Source organism: Kitasatospora dryopteridis (assembly GCF_050749075.1).
GTDB lineage: Bacteria > Actinomycetota > Actinomycetes > Streptomycetales > Streptomycetaceae > Kitasatospora.
Genome location: NZ_CP192749.1, coordinates 1,723,511 through 1,740,484 on the forward strand (window position 1 = coordinate 1,723,511; position 16,974 = coordinate 1,740,484).

At 73.6% G+C, this 16,974-nt stretch carries 15 protein-coding genes; 8 read left to right on the top strand and 7 right to left on the bottom strand.

The window, feature by feature from the left end:
- Positions 1-4: 4 nt before the first annotated feature.
- The 3 genes from ACQ614_RS07855 to ACQ614_RS07865 all read right to left on the bottom strand — a co-directional run bounded on the left by ACQ614_RS07855 (position 5) and on the right by ACQ614_RS07865 (position 5,820).
- Positions 5-1,288 carry an extracellular solute-binding protein gene (locus ACQ614_RS07855; protein ID WP_431677668.1) on the bottom strand — a complete coding sequence of 428 codons (1,284 nt, stop codon included), beginning with the start codon at positions 1,286-1,288 and terminating at the stop codon, positions 5-7.
- Positions 1,289-1,632: 344 nt separating this feature from the next.
- The gene (locus tag ACQ614_RS07860) at positions 1,633-2,700 is read right to left on the bottom strand and encodes an aldose epimerase family protein (RefSeq protein ID WP_431677669.1); all 1,068 of its coding nucleotides are present in this window, start codon (positions 2,698-2,700) and stop codon (positions 1,633-1,635) included.
- A 165-nt stretch (positions 2,701-2,865) separates the two neighbouring features.
- The gene (locus ACQ614_RS07865; protein WP_431677670.1) at positions 2,866-5,820 is read right to left on the bottom strand and encodes an ATP-binding protein; all 2,955 of its coding nucleotides are present in this window, start codon (positions 5,818-5,820) and stop codon (positions 2,866-2,868) included.
- A gap of 287 nt (positions 5,821-6,107) precedes the next feature.
- On the opposite strand from ACQ614_RS07865, the gene ACQ614_RS07870 reads away from it, so the two are divergent.
- Entirely contained in the window at positions 6,108-7,058 is a 951-nt protein-coding gene (locus tag ACQ614_RS07870) for a terpene synthase family protein (RefSeq protein ID WP_431677671.1), read from the top strand.
- 71 nt (positions 7,059-7,129) lie between these two features.
- Here the strand turns inward: ACQ614_RS07870 and ACQ614_RS07875 are convergent, their stop codons facing one another.
- Positions 7,130-7,552, bottom strand: coding sequence for a DUF6325 family protein (locus ACQ614_RS07875; protein ID WP_431677672.1), 423 nt, complete (start codon positions 7,550-7,552; stop codon positions 7,130-7,132).
- A gap of 186 nt (positions 7,553-7,738) precedes the next feature.
- Between ACQ614_RS07875 and ACQ614_RS07880 the strand changes: the two genes are divergently transcribed.
- The 5 genes from ACQ614_RS07880 (at position 7,739) to ACQ614_RS07900 (ending at position 12,846) form a co-directional block, all read left to right on the top strand.
- A complete protein-coding gene (locus ACQ614_RS07880; protein ID WP_363493886.1) occupies positions 7,739-8,062 on the top strand; it encodes a nuclear transport factor 2 family protein in 324 nt (107 codons plus the stop codon).
- Positions 8,063-8,207: 145 nt separating this feature from the next.
- On the top strand, positions 8,208-9,233 hold the full coding sequence (locus tag ACQ614_RS07885) for a LacI family DNA-binding transcriptional regulator (RefSeq protein ID WP_431677673.1): 1,026 nt from the start codon (positions 8,208-8,210) through the stop codon (positions 9,231-9,233).
- Between the two features lie 196 nt (positions 9,234-9,429).
- Complete coding sequence (locus ACQ614_RS07890; RefSeq protein WP_431677674.1) at positions 9,430-11,451, top strand: glycoside hydrolase family 31 protein; 2,022 nt, start codon at positions 9,430-9,432, stop codon at positions 11,449-11,451.
- Positions 11,452-11,487: 36 nt separating this feature from the next.
- Positions 11,488-11,817 (top strand): hypothetical protein, encoded by a 330-nt coding sequence (locus ACQ614_RS07895; protein ID WP_431677675.1) that lies wholly within the window; start codon positions 11,488-11,490, stop codon positions 11,815-11,817.
- A 54-nt stretch (positions 11,818-11,871) separates the two neighbouring features.
- Positions 11,872-12,846 (top strand): acetylxylan esterase, encoded by a 975-nt coding sequence (locus tag ACQ614_RS07900; RefSeq protein WP_431677676.1) that lies wholly within the window; start codon positions 11,872-11,874, stop codon positions 12,844-12,846.
- Between the two features lie 12 nt (positions 12,847-12,858).
- Here ACQ614_RS07900 and ACQ614_RS07905 read toward each other — a convergent pair whose 3' ends face one another.
- The gene (locus ACQ614_RS07905) at positions 12,859-14,082 is read right to left on the bottom strand and encodes a serine hydrolase domain-containing protein (protein WP_363493958.1); all 1,224 of its coding nucleotides are present in this window, start codon (positions 14,080-14,082) and stop codon (positions 12,859-12,861) included.
- Positions 14,083-14,170: 88 nt separating this feature from the next.
- On the opposite strand from ACQ614_RS07905, the gene ACQ614_RS07910 reads away from it, so the two are divergent.
- On the top strand, positions 14,171-14,680 hold the full coding sequence (locus tag ACQ614_RS07910) for an NUDIX hydrolase (protein ID WP_431677677.1): 510 nt from the start codon (positions 14,171-14,173) through the stop codon (positions 14,678-14,680).
- On the opposite strand, the gene ACQ614_RS07915 is transcribed toward ACQ614_RS07910, so the two are convergent.
- On the bottom strand, positions 14,656-15,279 hold the full coding sequence (locus ACQ614_RS07915; RefSeq protein ID WP_431677678.1) for a cytochrome b/b6 domain-containing protein: 624 nt from the start codon (positions 15,277-15,279) through the stop codon (positions 14,656-14,658). The genes ACQ614_RS07910 and ACQ614_RS07915 overlap by 25 nt on opposite strands.
- Positions 15,263-15,916, bottom strand: a complete 654-nt coding sequence (locus ACQ614_RS07920; protein ID WP_363493960.1) for a molybdopterin-dependent oxidoreductase — start codon at positions 15,914-15,916, stop codon at positions 15,263-15,265. Before ACQ614_RS07920 ends, ACQ614_RS07915 begins: the two co-directional genes overlap by 17 nt.
- Positions 15,917-16,154: 238 nt before the next feature.
- Between ACQ614_RS07920 and ACQ614_RS07925 the strand changes: the two genes are divergently transcribed.
- A complete protein-coding gene (locus ACQ614_RS07925) occupies positions 16,155-16,940 on the top strand; it encodes a TetR/AcrR family transcriptional regulator (RefSeq protein WP_363493898.1) in 786 nt (261 codons plus the stop codon).
- Positions 16,941-16,974: the final 34 nt, after the last annotated feature.

Consider the following 16,974-nt stretch of genomic DNA (forward strand, 5'->3'; position numbering starts at 1 on the left):
GGTCTTACTTGGCGAAGCCGGGGAGGAGCTTCGCGTAGTCGACGGCGGTGGCGTCGAGGCCGGCCTTGGTGTCGGCCTGGCCCTGGACGATCTTGCCGAGGTTGGTGCCGATCGAGCCGAACAGCGAGGAGTACTCGGGCAGCTCGGGCCGCGGCTGGGCGGAGCTCAGGATGGCCTGGTAGCCCGCGATGCCCAGGTTGGCCTTGACCTCGGTGGTGAAGGCGTCACCGCGGGTCGGCAGGGTGGAGTTCTTCAGCGCGAGGGTGGTCTGGCTCTCGGCCGAGGTCAGGAACGCGGCGAGCTTCTCGGCAGCGGCCTTGTGGGCGGCGTCGGAGCCGGCGTAGACGGAGACGTTGTGGCCGCCGGTCGGGGCGCCGGCCTTGCCGGTGGAGCCGGCCGGGACGGGGGCGATGCCCAGGTTGGCCTTGTTGCTGAACGCCGCACCCTTGTAGATGTTGGTGATCTCCCAGGGACCCTGGATGATCATCGCGACCTTGCCGGTGTTGAAGGCGTCCATCATGTGGGCGTACGAGTCGGTGGTCACGTCGGCCTTGACGGTGCCGGGCGAGGTGAACATCGACTTGTAGGTCTCGACGGCCTTGACGGCCTCCGGCGAGTTGATGGTGATCTTCTTGCCGGGGGCGTCCACCATGTTGGTGCCCTCGCCGAACAGGAACGGCATGGCGTAGTAGCCGTCGCCGGCCCGCATGAAGAAGCCGTCCACGCCGGCCTTCTCCTTGAGCAGCGCGGCGTCGGCCTTCAGCTCGTCCCAGGTCGCGGGGGCCTTGGTGATGCCGGCCTTGGCGAACAGGTCCTTGTTGTAGAGCAGGCCGAGGGTGTCGGTGACCAGCGGGGCGCCGTAGGTCTTGCCCTCGTACTTGGCCTGCTGGATCAGGCTCGGCTGGAAGGCGGAGGCGTCGGGGAGCGCCGGGGTGCCGTCCAGCGGCTCCAGGAAGCCGGCCTTGGCGAAGGCGGAGGTCCAGCCCACCTCGGCGCGGAACGCGTCCGGCGCGCCCTTGGCGCCCATGGCGGTCTGCAGCTTGTTCTGCGCCTGGTCGAACGGCACGTTGACGAAGTTGACCTTGATGTTCGGGTTGGCGGCCTCGAACTTCTGGACGAGCGCCTGGTAGGTCGGAGCCTCGTTGGTGGCGTTGGAGGTGTCCCAGTAGGTGATGGTGACCGGACCGCCGTCGCCCTTGGCGTCCGAGCCGGAGCCGCTGCTGCCGCAGGCTGCAAGAGAAACCGCAAGGGCCGCAACGAGTGCGGAGGCCGCAATGCCACGCCGCATGAGAACTCCTAGGAAGGTGGGGGTGCCCGAATTGGTGGAGGACCGCGCATAATGGCTGTCCCGTGCCGACTGCGCCGTTGCGGCCGTCGGGCTTGGGGAGGAACGTAACAGCGCCGAAAGGCAACCTGAAAGCCCTTGCAGCAACTTTCTGCAAGGCTCGCCCGGATCGTTACATCCACGTGTCCTCCGAGTTGCCGGCCCGCGAACCCCCGCCGGCGCCGCACACCGTCGCGTTCTTCCAGGTCACGGCAGAAACGCCGACGGCCCGTACCTGCCGGGGCTTCCGGGCGGTACGGGCCGTCGTTGCGGTGCTTGCAGCAATGGCTGTCAGGCGGCCACCGCGGTCAGGCGGCCGAGAGGCGCAGCACGGTGGTCGAGCGGAACTCCTCCCCCGGGCGCAGCTCGGTCGAGGGGTAGCCGGGGTGGTGCGGCGAGTCGGGGTGGTGCTGGGTCTCCAGGGCGACGCCGGAGTAGGGGCCGTAGGGCACGCCGCGGGCGCCGGTGACGGCGCCGCGGAAGCCGTTGGCGGTGTAGACCTGGATGCCGGGCTCGGTGGTCAGCACCTCCAGGGTGCGGCCGCTCTCCGGGTCCTCCAGCAGGGCGGCACGGCTCGGGCTGCCGTCGGCCGGGCGGTCGCGCAGCACCCAGTTGTGGTCGTAGCCGCGGGCGGCCACGACCTGCGGGTGGTCCTCGGTGATGCCCTTGCCGATCGGCCGGGCGGTGGTGAAGTCGAACGGGGTGCCGGCCACCGGCTCGTACGGGCCGAGCGGGATCTGCCGGGCGTCCACCGGGGTGTAGTGGTCGGCGTCGACGGTGAGCAGGTGGCCGAGGACGTCGCCGTTGCCCTCGCCGGCGAGGTTGAAGTAGGCGTGGTTGGTCAGGTTGACCACGGTGGGCCTGTTGGTGACCGCGTGGTAGTCGATGGTCACGGCGTCGGCGGAGAGGGTGTAGGAGACGGTGACGTCCAGGGCGCCGGGGAAGCCCTGGTCGCCGTCCGGGCTGTGCAGGCGGAGCCGGACGCCGCCGGGGATCTCCTCGGCGTCCCAGACTCGGTGCGCGAAGCCGTCCGGGCCGCCGTGCAGGGTGACGCCGTTGCCGGTGGGGGCCAGCGGGTGGTCCACGCCGTCGACGGTGATCCGGCAGTCGGCGATCCGGTTGGCGTAGCGGCCGACCGTGGTGCCGTAGTGGCGGGCCGCGCCCAGGATCAGCGGAAGCTCGTCGGTGGAGAGCAGGATCTGGCCCGGGGTGCCGGAACGGTCGGGCGCGGTGAGGGAGTGCAGGGTGGCGCCGAGCGTGAGGACGGTGGCCTCGAGCGGGCCGTTGCGCAGGGTCCACTGCTCGATCGCGGCGCCGGCGCCGCTGGGCTCGAAGGGCCGTCGCCGTACCTCGGTGGCCTGTGCCGATGCCGCCATGGCGTGCTCCTCACCGAAGCGGCTCCGCGTCCGCCTCACCTCGACATCTGTTCGATTCTGAGCGATCTTGTCGCCCCGGGAGCAGCCTAGCCCGACCGGGGCCACGCACGGCGCTGCTGCGCCCTGCGTGCCCCGGTCGGCCACGGCGGCCGGGCAAGCCGCAGGTCAGTCGTCGGTGTCGGTGTCCCGGTCGGGGAGCCCGAGGGCGGCGGCCAGGCCCTCGGGGCCGGTGCCCGCCTTGCGGTGCACGGCGGCCAGCCGGCGGTGCACCAGGCTCAGCGGCAGGTCGAGGTCCTCGGCGATCCGCTGCGGCGGCAGGCCGCGGACGGCGAGTTCGGCGACCTCCCACTCGTGCTGGCTGAGGGCGTCCTTGGAGAGGGTGCGCAGCCGGTTGGGGCGCAGCCCGGAGACGGCGAGCTCGCGCCGGGCGCGGGCGGCCAGGCCGTCGGCGCCGCACTGCTGGGCGAGCTCCATGCCCTGGTAGAGGTATTCGCCGGCGTCGACCAGGCGGCCGCCGCGGCGCAGGGCCGCGCCGAGGTCGACCAGGGCGTGGGCGTGCTCGTGGCCGGCCGGGGACTGGCCGAGCACGGCGACCGCCTCCTCCAGGAGCTCGACGCCGACCGGGCCCTCGTTGACGGCGGCCTGCAGGCGCAGGGCGGCGCCGATCGCGGAGGCCGAGCCGAAGTGCCGGGCGCGCTCGACGGCGTCCTGGGCGAGCTTGCGGGCGGCGTCCTGGTCGTCGGGGGCGACGGCGAGCGCCAGGTGGCTCGCCCAGGGTGCCCAGACGGTGTTGTAGCGGCCGCGGTCGTCGAGCTGCCGGCCGGCCTCGGTGAGGACCTCGACGGCCTCGGCGCGGTCGCCGCGGGCCAGCAGCAGCTTGCCGTAGAGGGTGGGTGCGTCGGGCAGCACCATGGCGGTGGGGTGGTAGGGCGGTCCGAAGCGGTACTGCTGGGCGAGCTCCCAGGCCTCCTGGACGCGGCCGCGGGCGAGCAGGGTGTCGGCGAGGACGCCGACGATGTCCCACTGCAGCGGCAGGTCGGGGGCGATCCGCTCGGAGATCCGCAGGCCGCGGCGGAGGAAGTCCTCGGCCTCCAGCAGGAATCCGCGGCGGAACCGGACGAGCCCCATCAGGAAGTAGGCGAAGCCGCGGTGGGCGCCGCTCCAGCCGGCCACCTCGAACTCCATGATGGCGTCGGAGAAGAGCCGTTCGGCGCGGTTGAGCTCGTCGGTGTAGGTGAGGGTGAGGCCGATCAGGGCGGGCAGCTCGAAGCCCCAGGTGGTGGCCGTCCAGCCGAGTTCTCCCGGCAGCCGGCCGCCGACCAGGGCCCGGTCGGCGAGCTCGACGGCGCCGACGGCGGACTCCCCGCGGAGGGTGAGGTCCCAGGCGCGCATGGCGAGCACGGCCCGCTCGGCGCTGTCCCGGCCGGTGAGCGAGTCGGAGAGCTCCTGCAGGCGGCGCGAGCGGCCGAGGGCGTCCTCCTCGTCGCGCCGGAAGGCGGCCCACATGAAGTGGGCGGCCTGCAGGCGCAGCCGGCCGGGCCCGGGCGGGGTGCGGTCGGCCTCCTCCTGGCAGAGCGCGGCGGCGCGGGTCAGCTCGCCCGCGTGGGCGAGCGCCTCGGAGAGCCGGAAGGTGGCGTCGACCCTCAGCTCCGGGCGCAGGCCGCTCTCCGGTTCGAGGGCGAGGCTGAGCTGGTTGACGGTGGCGGCCGGGTCGGTGAGCAGGGCGGAGCAGCCGAGCTCGTAGATCACCTCGGCGCGGATGTCCTCGTCCGGCGGCTCGTTGAGGGCGCGCTCCAGGCAGCGCTTGGCGGCGTCGGGTGCGCCGATCGCGAGGTGTTCCTGGGCGGCCTTGCGGAGTTTGCGGACGATCGCGTCGTCGCCCTCGCAGTGCACCTCCAGCAGGTGGCGGGAGGCGGCGAGCATCGATCCGCCCGCGTTCTCGATGGCGGCGGCCGCGATGCCGTGCATGGCGGTCTTGGTGCCGGCGGGCATGGTGAGGTAGATCGAGGTGCCGATCAGCGGGTGGACGAACTCCAGGCGCCCGTTGGGCTGGCTGGTGAGGACGCGCTGGCGGCGCAGCTGGCGCACCGACTCCTCGGCCTGCTCGGGGCCCTGGGCGGAGATGGTGGCGGCGAGGCTCTGCCGGATGTCGGTGCCGAGCAGCGCGGCGGCCCAGGCGAACCGCAGGGTGGTCGGGCCGAGCTTGTCGAGCCAGTGCTGGAGGGTCTCGCCGCGGGCGGCGGCGGCGAGGTCGTGCAGTTTGCGGGCGTTCTCCTCGCTGGGCTCCAGGGCCTGGTCGCGGACCTCCCTGAGCAGCGAGACGACCTCGTACGGGGTGCCGCCGGTGACGGCCCAGACCTGGCGGCAGAAGGCGTCCTCGGCGTCGCCGCCGAGGTCGGCGCGGACGAGGTCGGCGACCGTGTCGGGGGTGAGGCGGCGCAGTTCGTGGCGGTGGTGGGCGATGGACTCGATCTGGTGGCGCAGCCCCTGGGCCTTGTGGTCGAACTCGTCGCGGAAGGCGAGGACGAGGAGCACGGGCAGTTCGCGGGAGCGGACGGCGAAGGCGGCGAGCCAGTTGAGCGACTCCTGGTCGGCCCAGTGCAGGTCGTCGACGACCATGACCAACGGGGCGCGGCGCGGGGCGAGTTGGGTGAAGACGAAGTCGAGGCCGTCGCGGACGCCCTGCGGGTCGAGCGGCTCGAGCTCGTCGGAGGGCGGGACGAGGCCGATGGCGGGGCCGACGATGCCGTACCAGTTGCCGAAGACCTCCTCCTTCTCGCCCTCGGGGAGGGCGCCGAGGACGGGCTGGAGCAGCTGGCGCAGGACGCGGAACGGCTCGTTGCGCTGGCGCTCGCCGCCGCGGGCGAAGAGCACGGTGCACTCGGGCTGGAGCTTGGCGAGCCGGCGGACGCGGTGCAGCAGGGAGGTCTTGCCCATGCCGCCGGGGCCGGAGTAGAGCAGCACCTCGCCGATCTCGGTGCCGCCGGCGGCGAACTTGCGGCACAGCCGGGCGACCGCCTCGTCGGCGGCGCGCAGCTCGGCGTCGCGCTCGCGCAGGGTCTCCTCGGTCGGCGGGGTGCCGTGCTCCTGTCCGACCGGGCCGTTCTGATCTGCCGCCACCGCCGTGACCTCCGCCTCTTCCGATCCTCGTTCCGTTCACGACCCTAGCGCCGCGTGCGCCCGCGCGGGCGGCATTCGTGCAGGCAGCGGTGGCGGCCCATGGTTGAGCCACGACACGAGGGGCAAATGCCCTGGTGCGCACGCCATCTGATGATCCGATCGGGTAATCTGCCGGGCCGGACGGCGCAGTCGATCTTCGTTACGTCCCAGTACCAGCAGCAGCATCGAGGCACCGTACGACGCTCACGCACCGCACCACACCCGAGAGTTACCGCGCTGGGAGCACCATGTCCGACGACAGCTCGCTCGACTTCCCGTTCCCCCATCGGCGCAGCCGGCACCACGCCCACGCGGCCGCCCGGCACCGCTCCTGGCTCGACCGCCACCGCGCACTGGCGGACGTCGCCGACGCCACCGCCTACGGCCACTGGGAGGTGGCCGAGCTCGCGGCGCTCAGCCATCCCGCCGTCGGGCCGGACGAACTCGCTCTCGCCGCCGACATGCTGGGCTTCTTCTTCCTCTTCGACGACCAGTTCGACAGCGAGCTGGGGCGCCGGCCGGCCGAGGTCGCCAGGATCTGCGACCGGCTGACCGACATCCTGCACGGCACGCTGCCCGACGGCTCCTCGGACGTCGAACGGGCCTTCGCCGACCTCTGGAGACGGTCGACCGCCGGCATGCCGGGACGCTGGCGGGCACGCGCCGCCGCCAACTGGGAGTGGTACTTCGCCAGCCATCCGGCCGAGGCGGCCGGCCGCCGCTCCGCCCGCATCCCGGACCGCGACGGCTATCTGACGCTCCGTCGGGGCACGGCAGCCATGGAGACCATCTTCGACATGCTGGAACGCCTCGGCGGCTTCACCGTGCCGCAGAGCACCTTCCACCACCCGGTGCTCCGCCGGCTCCGCCAAGTGGCCGCCGACATCCCCTCGTTCAGCAATGACGTCCGCTCCTACCCGCTGGAGGCGCCCCGCGGGGACGTGTACAACCTGGTGATGATCGTCCAGCGCGAGCGCGCCTGCCCGCCGGAGGAGGCCTGTGCGGTCGTCCTCGCCGAGGCACAGCTGATGGTCGAGGACTACGCCCGGCTGCTCGCCGAACTCCCCTGCGCGTTCCGCGAACTGGAACTGGACGAGGAACAGCGCGGCATCGCACAGCGCTACGCCGACGGCATCACCGCCTGGCTGGCGGGCTATCTGCACTGGGAACGCCGGACGGGCCGCTACCGCACCGGGTGACCGGTGATGCACCCACCGTAGCGGAACGATCGCCCCGCGACCAGAGCCACCGGCACACCCGTACGGGCTGCTCAGCGCACACTGCGGGCCCGGGCGGCGCGGACGGCCTCGTCGATCCGCTCCGGGGAGATCCGCACCCCCGAGGCGATCCGCCCGCCGACCGCCCCCAGCGCCTCCGCCGCGCTCCTGGCCCAGAGGTGTTCGATGAGCACCAGCACCGCGACGCTGCCCGGCTCCAGCAGCCGGGCGGCCTCCTCGGCATCGGCCGGGCCGATCAGCGGCAGCTGGTCGCCGCCGGCGGCGACCACCCCGCCCAGGTGCTCGACCTCGCCGACCTCCGCGTAGTCCACGGCGCCGTCGGCGCGCCGGGTGACCACCAGGGAGTCGATCACCCGGATGTCCCCGGCCGTCCGCAGCGCACCGAGCGCGCGGGCGGCCTCGGCGGTGATGACCTCGTACGGGAACGTCAGGACGATCAGTTCGGCCGGCCCCATCCAGGGCACTCCTTCCGTCGGCGGTTCCCCGCGGTCAGCCCCCGGAAGCGGATCAAAGCACAGCCCGCGCCGCGCACCGGGGAGGCGGGGCGCGGACGGCGCACGGCCGCTGGCGGGCGGCCGGGCCGCATGGTCTCTGGAAAGCACGGCACCGTGCCGTGGAACCGGGACGAAGGAGCCCCACAGATGACGATCCCCGCCGCCAAGCTGTCCAACCCCGCCGTGCGCGCCCTGGTCACCGCGATCAACGGCGGCGACCCGAACGCGTTCTTCGCCGTGCTCACACCGGACGCCACCATGTCCGACGACGGCTCCGACCGCCCGCTGGCGGCCTGGGCTGACCGCGAGATCTTCTCCTCGCGGGGCCACATGGAGGTCCAGACCGAGAAGGAGGGAGGGCTCGCCCTGATCGCCAACTACCGCAACGACACCTGGGGCGAGATGCGCACCGCCTGGCGCTTCACCGTGGACGGCGACCGGATCAGCCGCTTCGAGACCGGACAGGCATAGCGCCCCGACCGGGTTGGTGAAGCGCTTCGACACTGGGTCTGGACACAGTCCATCTGCCTCTCTAAGCTCTCCGGGCAGGACAGCATCGAGCCGCACAGCAGACATTGTCGAAGCGCTTCACCAGGGCGCCCGGCAGTGTCGCGAGATGGAGCACCAGATGGTCACGCTCGCCCAGGTCGCCCGGCACGCCGGGGTGTCCCCGAGCACGGTCTCGTACGTCATCAGCGGCAAGCGGTCCATCTCGCAGGACACCCGGCTGCGGGTGGAGCGCAGCATCGCCGAGCTCGGCTACCACCCGCACGCGGGGGCCCGGGCGCTGGCGAGCAACCGCTCCAACGTGATCGCGCTGATGATCCCGCTGCGCACCGACATGTTCGTACCGGTGATGATGGAGATCGCGATCGCCATCACCACCACGGCCCGCCGCTACGGCCACGACGTCCTGCTGCTCACCAGCGAGGAGGGCCCGTCCGCGGTGAAGCGCATCGCCGCCAGCGGACTGGCCGACGCGATGATCCTCATGGACGTCGAACTGGAGGACGAGCGCATCCCGCTGCTCCGGCAGACCGGGGCCGCCGCCGCACTGATCGGGCTGCCCGCCGACCCGGCCGGGCTCACCTGCGTCGACCTCGACTTCGAGGCCACCGGTGCACTGGCCGCCGACCACCTGGCCGACCTGGGCCACCGCGAGGTGGCGCTGATCGGCGCCGCCGAGTCCGTCTACCGGCGGCACACCGGCTTCGCCGAGCGCACCCTCGCAGGCTTCCGGCAGCAGGCCGCCGCCCGCGGCCTGAGCCACCTGCACCGCCCGTGCGGGGCCGGCCACGAGGCCGCCAGCGGCACGATCTCCCGCATCCTCCAGGAGCGGCCGCACACCACCGGATTCGTGGTGCAGAACGAGGCCGCGCTGCCGCACCTGCTCGGCCAGCTCCGCCAGTCCGGGCGGGCCGTGCCGGAGGACGTCTCCGTCGTGGCGATCTGCCCCGACGAGGTGGCCCTGCACTCGGCCCCGCAGCTCACCTCGGTCTCCATCCCCGCCCAGGAGATGGGGCGCCGCGCCGTCGAACTGCTGATGGCACAGGCCGGCGGCGAGGACACCTCCGGGCTCACCCTGCTGCGTCCCACCCTCACCGTGCGGGAGTCCAGCGGCCCCGCAGCCGCCACCCCCTGACACACCGCCCGACGCACCGCCGGGGCCGCCCGCCCCGCCCGCACCACCCGCTCCACCGGGCCGCTCGCGCGCATCGCCGATCCCCGGGACACCGGGCGCACCCGCACGCGCCCGCTCCCCCACCGATCCCGCACGCCGCGGCGCAGCCGCCACCGGCGCGCCCCGCGCTGCCCGCGCGCACCCCCAGGAGCCGTCCGTGAACCACCCCCTGCCCGTCCCCCCGCCGGAGAAGCCCGAGGCCCCCGGCGTGCTCCGCGAGCGCGAGGGCGCCCTGGAGTGGCACGGCCACCTGGAAACCCTGCGGCTGGAGCCCTGGGGCCCGGACGCGATCCGGGTGCGGGCCGTGCGCGGCGGCCGGCTGCGGCACGACCTGCCGGGCGCCCTGGCCGAGCAGCCGCCGGCCGCACCGCAGGCCGTGGTGAAGACCGAGGGCGCCGTCGGACGGATCGTCAACGGCGCGATCACCGCCGAGGTCACGGACCGGGGCGTCGTCCGCTTCCTGCGCGCCGACGGCAGCGAACTGCTCTCCGAGCAGCCCGCGCACTTCTGGTGGCCCGGCGCCCGGCTGTACACCCCGACCGGCAACGGCTACCACCGGCTGGAGCAGCGCTTCGCCGCCTACGACGGGGAGAAGCTCTTCGGACTCGGCCAGCACCGGCACGGGCTGCTCGACCAGAAGGGCGCCACGATCGACCTGGTGCAGCGCAACGCCGAGGTGTCCGTCCCGGTGCTGCTCTCCGACCGCGGCTACCTGCTGCTGTGGAACAACCCGGCGATCGGCCGGGTCGAACTGGCCGTCAACGGCACCCGCTGGGTCGCCGACAGCGCCCGGCAGTTCGACTACTGGATCACCGCCGGCCGACCCGCGCAGACCCTCGCCCGGTACGCCGACGCCACCGGCCACTCCCCCGAACTCCCCGAGTGGGCCACCGGTTTCTGGCAGTGCAAGCTGCGCTACCGCACCCAGGACGAACTGCTCGCCGTCGCCCGCGAGCACCGGCGCCGGGGCCTGCCGCTGTCCGTCATCGTCAACGACTTCTTCCACTGGACCCACCTCGGCGAGTGGAAGCTCGACCCCGCCGAGTGGCCCGACCCGGCCGCCATGGTCCGCGAACTGGACGACATGGGCGTGCGGCTGATGGTCTCCGTCTGGCCCTCCGTCAGCCCGCTCAGCGAGAACCACGCCGAGATGGAGCGCCGCGGCCTGCTCATCGGCACCGAGTACGGCCCGATGGCGCACGCCGAATGGCCGGACAAGGGCGTCGACTCCACCGTCCAGGTCGCCTTCTACGACGCCACCAACCCGGAGGCCCGGGAGTTCCTGTGGGAGCGGATCTCGCAGAACTACCTCGCCCACGGCATCAAGGTCTGGTGGCTGGACGCCTGCGAACCGGAGATCAACCCCGGCCACCAGGCCAACCTGCGCTACCACGCCGGCCCCGGCCTCGAGGTCGGCAACATGTACCCGCGGGAGAACGCCCGCGCCTTCCACGAGGGCATGCACGCCGCCGGCGAAACCGAGGTCGTCACCCTCAACCGCTCCTCCTGGGCCGGCGCCCAGCGCTACGGCGCCGCCCTGTGGTCCGGCGACATCGGCACCGACTTCGCCACCCTGCGCGACCAGATCAAGGCCGGCCTGCACGTCATGGTCTCCGGCATCCCCTGGTGGACGACCGACATCGGCGGCTTCCACGGCGGCGACCCGGACGACCCGGCGTACCGCGAGGTGATCGTCCGCTGGTTCCAGTACGGCGCGTTCTGCCCGCTGTTCCGGCTGCACGGCTACCGCGAGCCCTGGATGCCGCTCGGCCCGGCCATGACCGGCGGCCCCAACGAGGTCTGGTCGTACGGCGAGGAGGCGTACGAGATCTTCAGCCGGTACCTGCACCTGCGCGAGCGGCTCCGCCCGTACATCCAGGAGCAGATGCGGCACACCGCGGAGACCGGCGTACCGCCGATGCGGCCGCTGTTCGTGGAGTTCCCCGACGACCCGGCCGCCTGGGAGACCGGCGACCAGTTCCTGCTCGGCCCCGACCTGCTGGTCGCGCCGGTCGTCGAGGCCGGCGCACGCGAACGCACCGTCCGGCTGCCGGAGGGCGCCACCTGGCGGTGCGCCTGGACGGGCGAGGAACACCCCGGCGGCACCACGGTGACCGCCGACGCCCCGCTCGACCGCATCCCGCTCTACCTGCGCGACGGCGCCGAACTGCCGATCTGACCGGGCACCACACCACTCCGTGGCAAGGAGGCCACCATGCACCCGAGCACCATGCACCCGAGCACCACCACGCACCCCACCGCCGCACTCAACCGCGGCCGCACCCAGCCCGCCGGACGGCTCGCCCCGCACCGGCAGCAGCCGCCCGCACCGCAGACCCGGCGGCCGGCGGCCGGACTTCTCGCCCCCGAGGAGCACCAACTGCTGCTGCTCCTCGCCGAGGGCCTCCCCCTGGACGCCGTGGCCCGCAGGCTCTCCACGTCCAGCCGCACCCTGCGGCGCCGCATCCGCGTCCTCTGCGACCGCATCGGCGTCCGCACCCCCCTCCAGGCCGCCGTCTGGGCGGCCCGCCGCGGCCTGATCTGAACCCCGTGCCCCGGGCGATCCGCTCAAATCAGGCAGCCCGTGAGGAGAGTTGCTGTGCCGCTGACCGACATGCCGTACGAGGAGTTGCTGCGATACCGGCCGGAGGTGGCCGGGCCGGAGGGGCTGGAGGTGTTCTGGGAGGGCACGCTGGCCGCGGCCAGGGCGGTGGGCGGCGGGAGTGCGGTGACGCCGGTGGAAGGGTGCCTGCTGCGCAGTGCCGAGGTGTACGACGTGCGGTTCCCGGGGTTCGGCGGCGAGCCGGTCGCCGGCTGGCTGCTGGTGCCGCGGGGTGCCCGGGGTCCGCTGCCCGCCGTGGTCGAGTACCTCGGATACAGCCAGGGCCGGGGTCTGCCGCTGGAGCGGCTGCTGTACGTCTCGGCGGGCTACGCGTACCTGGTGATGGACACCCGCGGGCAGGGCCACGACACCCCCGACCCGCATCCGGGCGGCCCGCAGTGGGCGGCCGGCTTCATGACCCGCGGGATCGGCTCTCCGGAGGACTACTACTACCGGCGGCTGTACACGGACGCGGTGCGGGCCGTGGACTTCGTCCGCGGCCTGCCGCAGGTCGACCCGGCGCGGGTGGTGGTGGCCGGTGCCAGCCAGGGCGGCGGGCTCGCGCTGGCGGCGGCCGCACTGGCGGGGGACGCGGTGGCGGCGGCACTGGTCGACGTGCCGTTCCTGCAGCACTTCCCGCGGGCGGTGGAGACCGCCTCGGCCGGCCCGTACCCGGAGATCGCCGAGTACCTGGGCCTGCACCGCCGGGACGCCGTCGAGCAGGTCTTCGCCACCCTGGCGTACGTGGACGGGCTGCACCTGGCGCCGTGGGCGAGTGCTCCGGCACTGTTCAGTGCGGCGCTGATGGATCCGGTGTGCCCGCCGTCCACCGTGTTCGCCGCGTACCACCGGTACGGCGGTCCGGCGGACATGGAGGTGTGGCGGTTCGGCGACCATGCGGGCGGCCGGGCCTCCCAGCAGCAGCGGCAGCTGGAGTGGCTGCACGAGCGCGGCCTGGGGCCGGAGAAGTGACTTGTCGTCAGGTCACAGCGCGTCGAGGCACTGGCGGACGGCGGCCATCAGCGTCCGTGAGCGGATGTCGCCGGTCACACCCGGCTGCATGCCGTTGGTGACGTAGCCGAAGCCGATGCCGAGCTCCGGGTCGGCGAAGCCCAGCGAGCCGCCGCGCCCGGGGTGGCCGAAGCTGGCGGGCGAGGCCATCGGGGACGTCCCGCCGTGCCGGAAGAAGCCGTGCCCGAAGGTGGTGTTGACGATGAGCACCTTGTCCGGGCCGCTGACGGCCGGGCCCATCGCCTCCTTGAGCACCTCGGAGCCGAACAGGGCGGGCAGCCGCTCGCCGGGCGCCCCGCCGTGCCGGTCGGCCGCGCCGATCAGCGAGGCGTAGAAGCGGGCCACCGAGCGGGCGGTGCCGATGCCGCCCGCGCCGGGCACCTCGGCGGCCTGCACCGCCGGGTCGTTGAGGTCGACGGTGGAGCGGACGGCGCCGAAGGCCCGTGCGGTGAGCGAGGTGCGGTCCTGGTAGGCGCGGACCACGGACGCCTTGGGGCGGACCTTCATGCCGTTCGGGCCGGTGTGCGCGGCCTCCGGGGCGGGCAGGTCGACCAGCCGGCCGACCCGCGGCGCGGCGCCCGCGGGCAGGCCGATCCACAGGTCCAGGCCGAGCGGGCGGGCGATCTCCTCGGCGAGGTAGTGGCCGATGCTGCGGCCGCTGACCCGCCGGACCACCTCGCCGACCAGCCAGCCGAAGGTGAACGGGTGGTAGCCGTGCGCGGTGCCCGGCTCCCAGACGGGCGCCTGGGCGGCGACCGCGGCCGCGGCCGGCTCCCAGGTCAGCAGGTCCTCCAGGCGCAGCGGCACGTCCAGGACGGGCAGCCCGGCCTGGTGCGAGAGCAGCCAGCGCACCGGTATCCGGCCCTTGCCGGCGGCGGCGAACTCCGGCCAGTACGAGGAGACCGGGGCGTCCAGGTCGAGGGCGCCGCGCTGGACGAGGTGGAGCGCGGTGGCGGCGGTGAGGCCCTTGGTGACGGAGCGCAGGACCTGCGCTGTGTCGGCCGTCCACGGCACGGCGGGGGCGGGCCGGCCGCCGACCTCGGGCCGGGCGTCGCCGCCCCACAGGTCGACCACCTTGCGGCCGTCGGCGTAGAGCGCGAACGCCGCGCCGAGCTCGCCGTACTCGCGGAAGTTGCGGGCGAAGGCCTCGCGCACCGGCTCGAACCCGGCCGCCGTCTCGCCCCAGATGTCCACCACTGCCACGTGTCCGCCGTTCCCTCGCCTGCGCCTTCGCTTGGAACGATAGTCGGGTGGTCCCACCGGTGCCGCTGTAGTGTCCGTGACCATGACGAACCCTGCCGAGGAACTGCTCGACGTGGTGGACGACCAGGACCGGGTTATCGGCACCGCGACCCGGGCCGAGGTGTACCGGGACGGGCTCACCCACCGCTGCGTCTTCATCCTGGTCCGCGACCCGCAGGACCGGATCTTCCTGCACCGGCGCACCGACACCAAGCTGTTCGCCCCCGGCGCGTACGACTGCTTCGTCGGCGGGGTGGTCGGCACCGGGGAGACGTACGCCGAGGCGGCGGTGCGCGAGGCCGAGGAGGAGCTGGGCGTGCGCGGGATCGAGCCGGTGCCGCTGTTCCGGTTCCTGTTCGAGCAGGAGGGCCTCTCCTGGTTCTGCGACATGCACGAGGCCCGTTGGGACGGCCCGGTCTCCCCGCAGGTGGAGGAGGTGGCCTGGCACGGCTGGGTGACCGAACAGGAGCTGGCCGAACGGCTCGCCGAGTGGGACTTCGTGCCGGACGGCCGCGAGGCGTACCGCCGCTACCTGGAGTGGCGCTCCTCCTGAGGGTCCCACCCGGGGTGCTCGCGGACGGCCCAGTGCCGGTCCACCAGGCCGGTGCGCATGCCGCGGCGGGCCTCCGGGTCGCGCACCGCCATCCAGACGTGCCCGGCCAGCACGACGGCCACCGCCACCGCCAGCCAGTCGTGGACGAAGGTCGCACCCGTGCGCCACACCAGCGGCGCCAGGTGCGTGAACCACATCAGCAGACCGGTGCCGAGCATCACCAGCACCGCGCCGGCGATCCACGCCGCGTACAGCTTCTGCCCGGCGTTGAACTTGCCGGCCGGCCGGTCGTACGAGCGGCGGCGCACCGCCCGCAGCCAGCGGCGGTCGGCGTCCGTGAAGCGGTTGAGCCGGGCGAGGTCGGCCCGCAGCGCACGGGAGGCGAGGCCCAGCAGCAGCGGCACCGGCAGCAGCAGCCCGCACCACTCGTGCACCAGGACGACCAGCCGGCGGCGGCCGACCAGCTCCGACAGCGGCGGGTAGTACAGCATCAGCGCGGTCGCCAGGCAGACCAGCATCAGGGCGGCGGTGCCGCGGTGCACCCAGCGCTCGGCGCGGGCGAAGCGGTGCACCCGCGCCGGGTCAGCCGGTGGGTGCATCGTCGCGTCCGTTCGAGCGGCCGACCCAGGCGTCGACGTCGTACCCGAGGCGCTCCCAGTAGCCGGGGTGGACCTTCTCGGTCACCGTGATGCCGGAGAGCCACTTGGCCGACTTGTAGAAGTACATCGGTGCGACGTACAGCCGCACCGGGCCGCCGTGCGCGTGGCCGAGCGGGCGGTCCTGCATGCGCAGGGCGACCAGCACGTCGTCGCGGCGGGCCTGGTCCAGGGTGAGGCTCTCGCCGTACGCGCCGTCGAAGCAGGTGAAGCGGACGGCGGTCGCACCGTCGCGGACGCCGGCCCGCTCCAGCAGCACGCTCAGCCGCACCCCCTCGAACGGGGTGCCCGGCACCCGCCAGCCGGTGACGCACTGGACGTCGCGGACCAGCCGGGTCTGCGGCATCGCCTGCAGGTCGGCGAGGCGGTAGGTGACCGGGCGGTCGACCAGGCCGTCGATCTTCAGCGTGTAGTCCGCGGCCGTCCGCTGCGGCACGGCCGCCACCACCGAGTAGTAGCGGAACCCGCCGCCACCCGGTACCAGGCCGCTGAGGCCCGTCGGGTCGCGGCTGGTGACCGCCTCGACGACGCGCTGCAGGTGCGGCCCGGCCGCGACACCCGCCGCGCCCAGCCCGAGCATGCCGAGCACCACCCGGCGCCCGACCGGCGATCCGGTGGATTCGTTCACACCCCGATTCGACCACCCGACGCGGCCGCGGACCAGGCCCTGCGGCCGCACGTCAGACTTTTGTCACCTTTAGACCGGCCGGCACATGGGGGGCGGCGTCGCGACGCCATGTGCCGGCCGGTCTTAGTTCGGGGCGGTTTCCGCATGATCGGGTGATCATCCGGTGACCAAGCCTGGATAGGGTGGCGCCATGGTTTCCCGTACGCCCTCGGCGGCGCCCCGGTCGGAGGATCAGCCCAGCCGTGCCGAGAAGGCGCCGCGGCGCCGGCTCAGCGTGGACGAGCGGCGGGAACAGCTGATCGCGGTCGCACTGGAGCTGTTCAGCCGGCGCCCGCCCGAGGAGGTGTCGATCGACGACATCGCCGCCGCGGCCGGCGCCTCGCGCCCGCTGGTCTACCACTACTTCCCCGGCAAGCAGGCGATCTACGAGGAGTCGCTGCGCCGCGCCGGGCAGGAACTCGCCGCCCGCTTCGAGGAGCCCGCCGAAGGCCCGCTCTCCGAGCGGCTGCTGCGGGTGATGGGCCGCTACCTCGACTTCGTCGACAGCCACGGCCCCGGCTTCGCGGCCCTGCTGCGCGGCGGCTCGGTCGCGGCCAGCCCAGGCACCAACGCGGTCATCGACGAGGTGCGGCGGGCCGCCCACGAACAGATCCTGCTGCACCTGGCGCTGCCCAAGCCCAGCCCCGGCGTGCGGCGCACGGTACGGGCCTGGATCGCCAACGCGGAGATCAGCTCGCTCGACTGGCTGGGCGACCGGGCCGTGCCCCGCGAGGAGTTGGAGCTGCAGCTGGTGCAGGAGCTGGTCGCCGCACTGGCCCTGACCGCCGCCCGCGAGCCGGACCTGGCGGTCGAGTTCGCCTCCTTCTTCGCCGACGAGCGGCCCGACGGCCCGTGCGCGGGCCTGGTCCGCGACCTGGCCGGCCTCCTCGCCGTCGACGGCATAGCCGACGCCCTGGGCCGCCTCGCCTCCGGCTGAAACCCTCCCCAGGGCGGTCGTTCAGGGGTGTGGG

What these genes read in the sequence shown, in the direction of transcription:
- ACQ614_RS07915 (WP_431677678.1), bottom strand. Translation starts at nt 15,279, where the DNA reads ATGCACCCACCGGCTGACCCGGCGCGGGTGCACCGCTTCGCCCGCGCC.
- ACQ614_RS07875 (WP_431677672.1), bottom strand. Translation starts at nt 7,552, where the DNA reads ATGGGGCCGGCCGAACTGATCGTCCTGACGTTCCCGTACGAGGTCATC.
- ACQ614_RS07870 (WP_431677671.1), top strand. Translation starts at nt 6,108, where the DNA reads ATGTCCGACGACAGCTCGCTCGACTTCCCGTTCCCCCATCGGCGCAGC.
- ACQ614_RS07880 (WP_363493886.1), top strand. Translation starts at nt 7,739, where the DNA reads ATGACGATCCCCGCCGCCAAGCTGTCCAACCCCGCCGTGCGCGCCCTG.
- ACQ614_RS07920 (WP_363493960.1), bottom strand. Translation starts at nt 15,916, where the DNA reads ATGCTCGGGCTGGGCGCGGCGGGTGTCGCGGCCGGGCCGCACCTGCAG.
- ACQ614_RS07860 (WP_431677669.1), bottom strand. Translation starts at nt 2,700, where the DNA reads ATGGCGGCATCGGCACAGGCCACCGAGGTACGGCGACGGCCCTTCGAG.
- ACQ614_RS07910 (WP_431677677.1), top strand. Translation starts at nt 14,171, where the DNA reads ATGACGAACCCTGCCGAGGAACTGCTCGACGTGGTGGACGACCAGGAC.
- ACQ614_RS07885 (WP_431677673.1), top strand. Translation starts at nt 8,208, where the DNA reads ATGGAGCACCAGATGGTCACGCTCGCCCAGGTCGCCCGGCACGCCGGG.
- ACQ614_RS07895 (WP_431677675.1), top strand. Translation starts at nt 11,488, where the DNA reads ATGCACCCGAGCACCATGCACCCGAGCACCACCACGCACCCCACCGCC.
- ACQ614_RS07925 (WP_363493898.1), top strand. Translation starts at nt 16,155, where the DNA reads ATGGTTTCCCGTACGCCCTCGGCGGCGCCCCGGTCGGAGGATCAGCCC.
- ACQ614_RS07855 (WP_431677668.1), bottom strand. Translation starts at nt 1,288, where the DNA reads ATGCGGCGTGGCATTGCGGCCTCCGCACTCGTTGCGGCCCTTGCGGTT.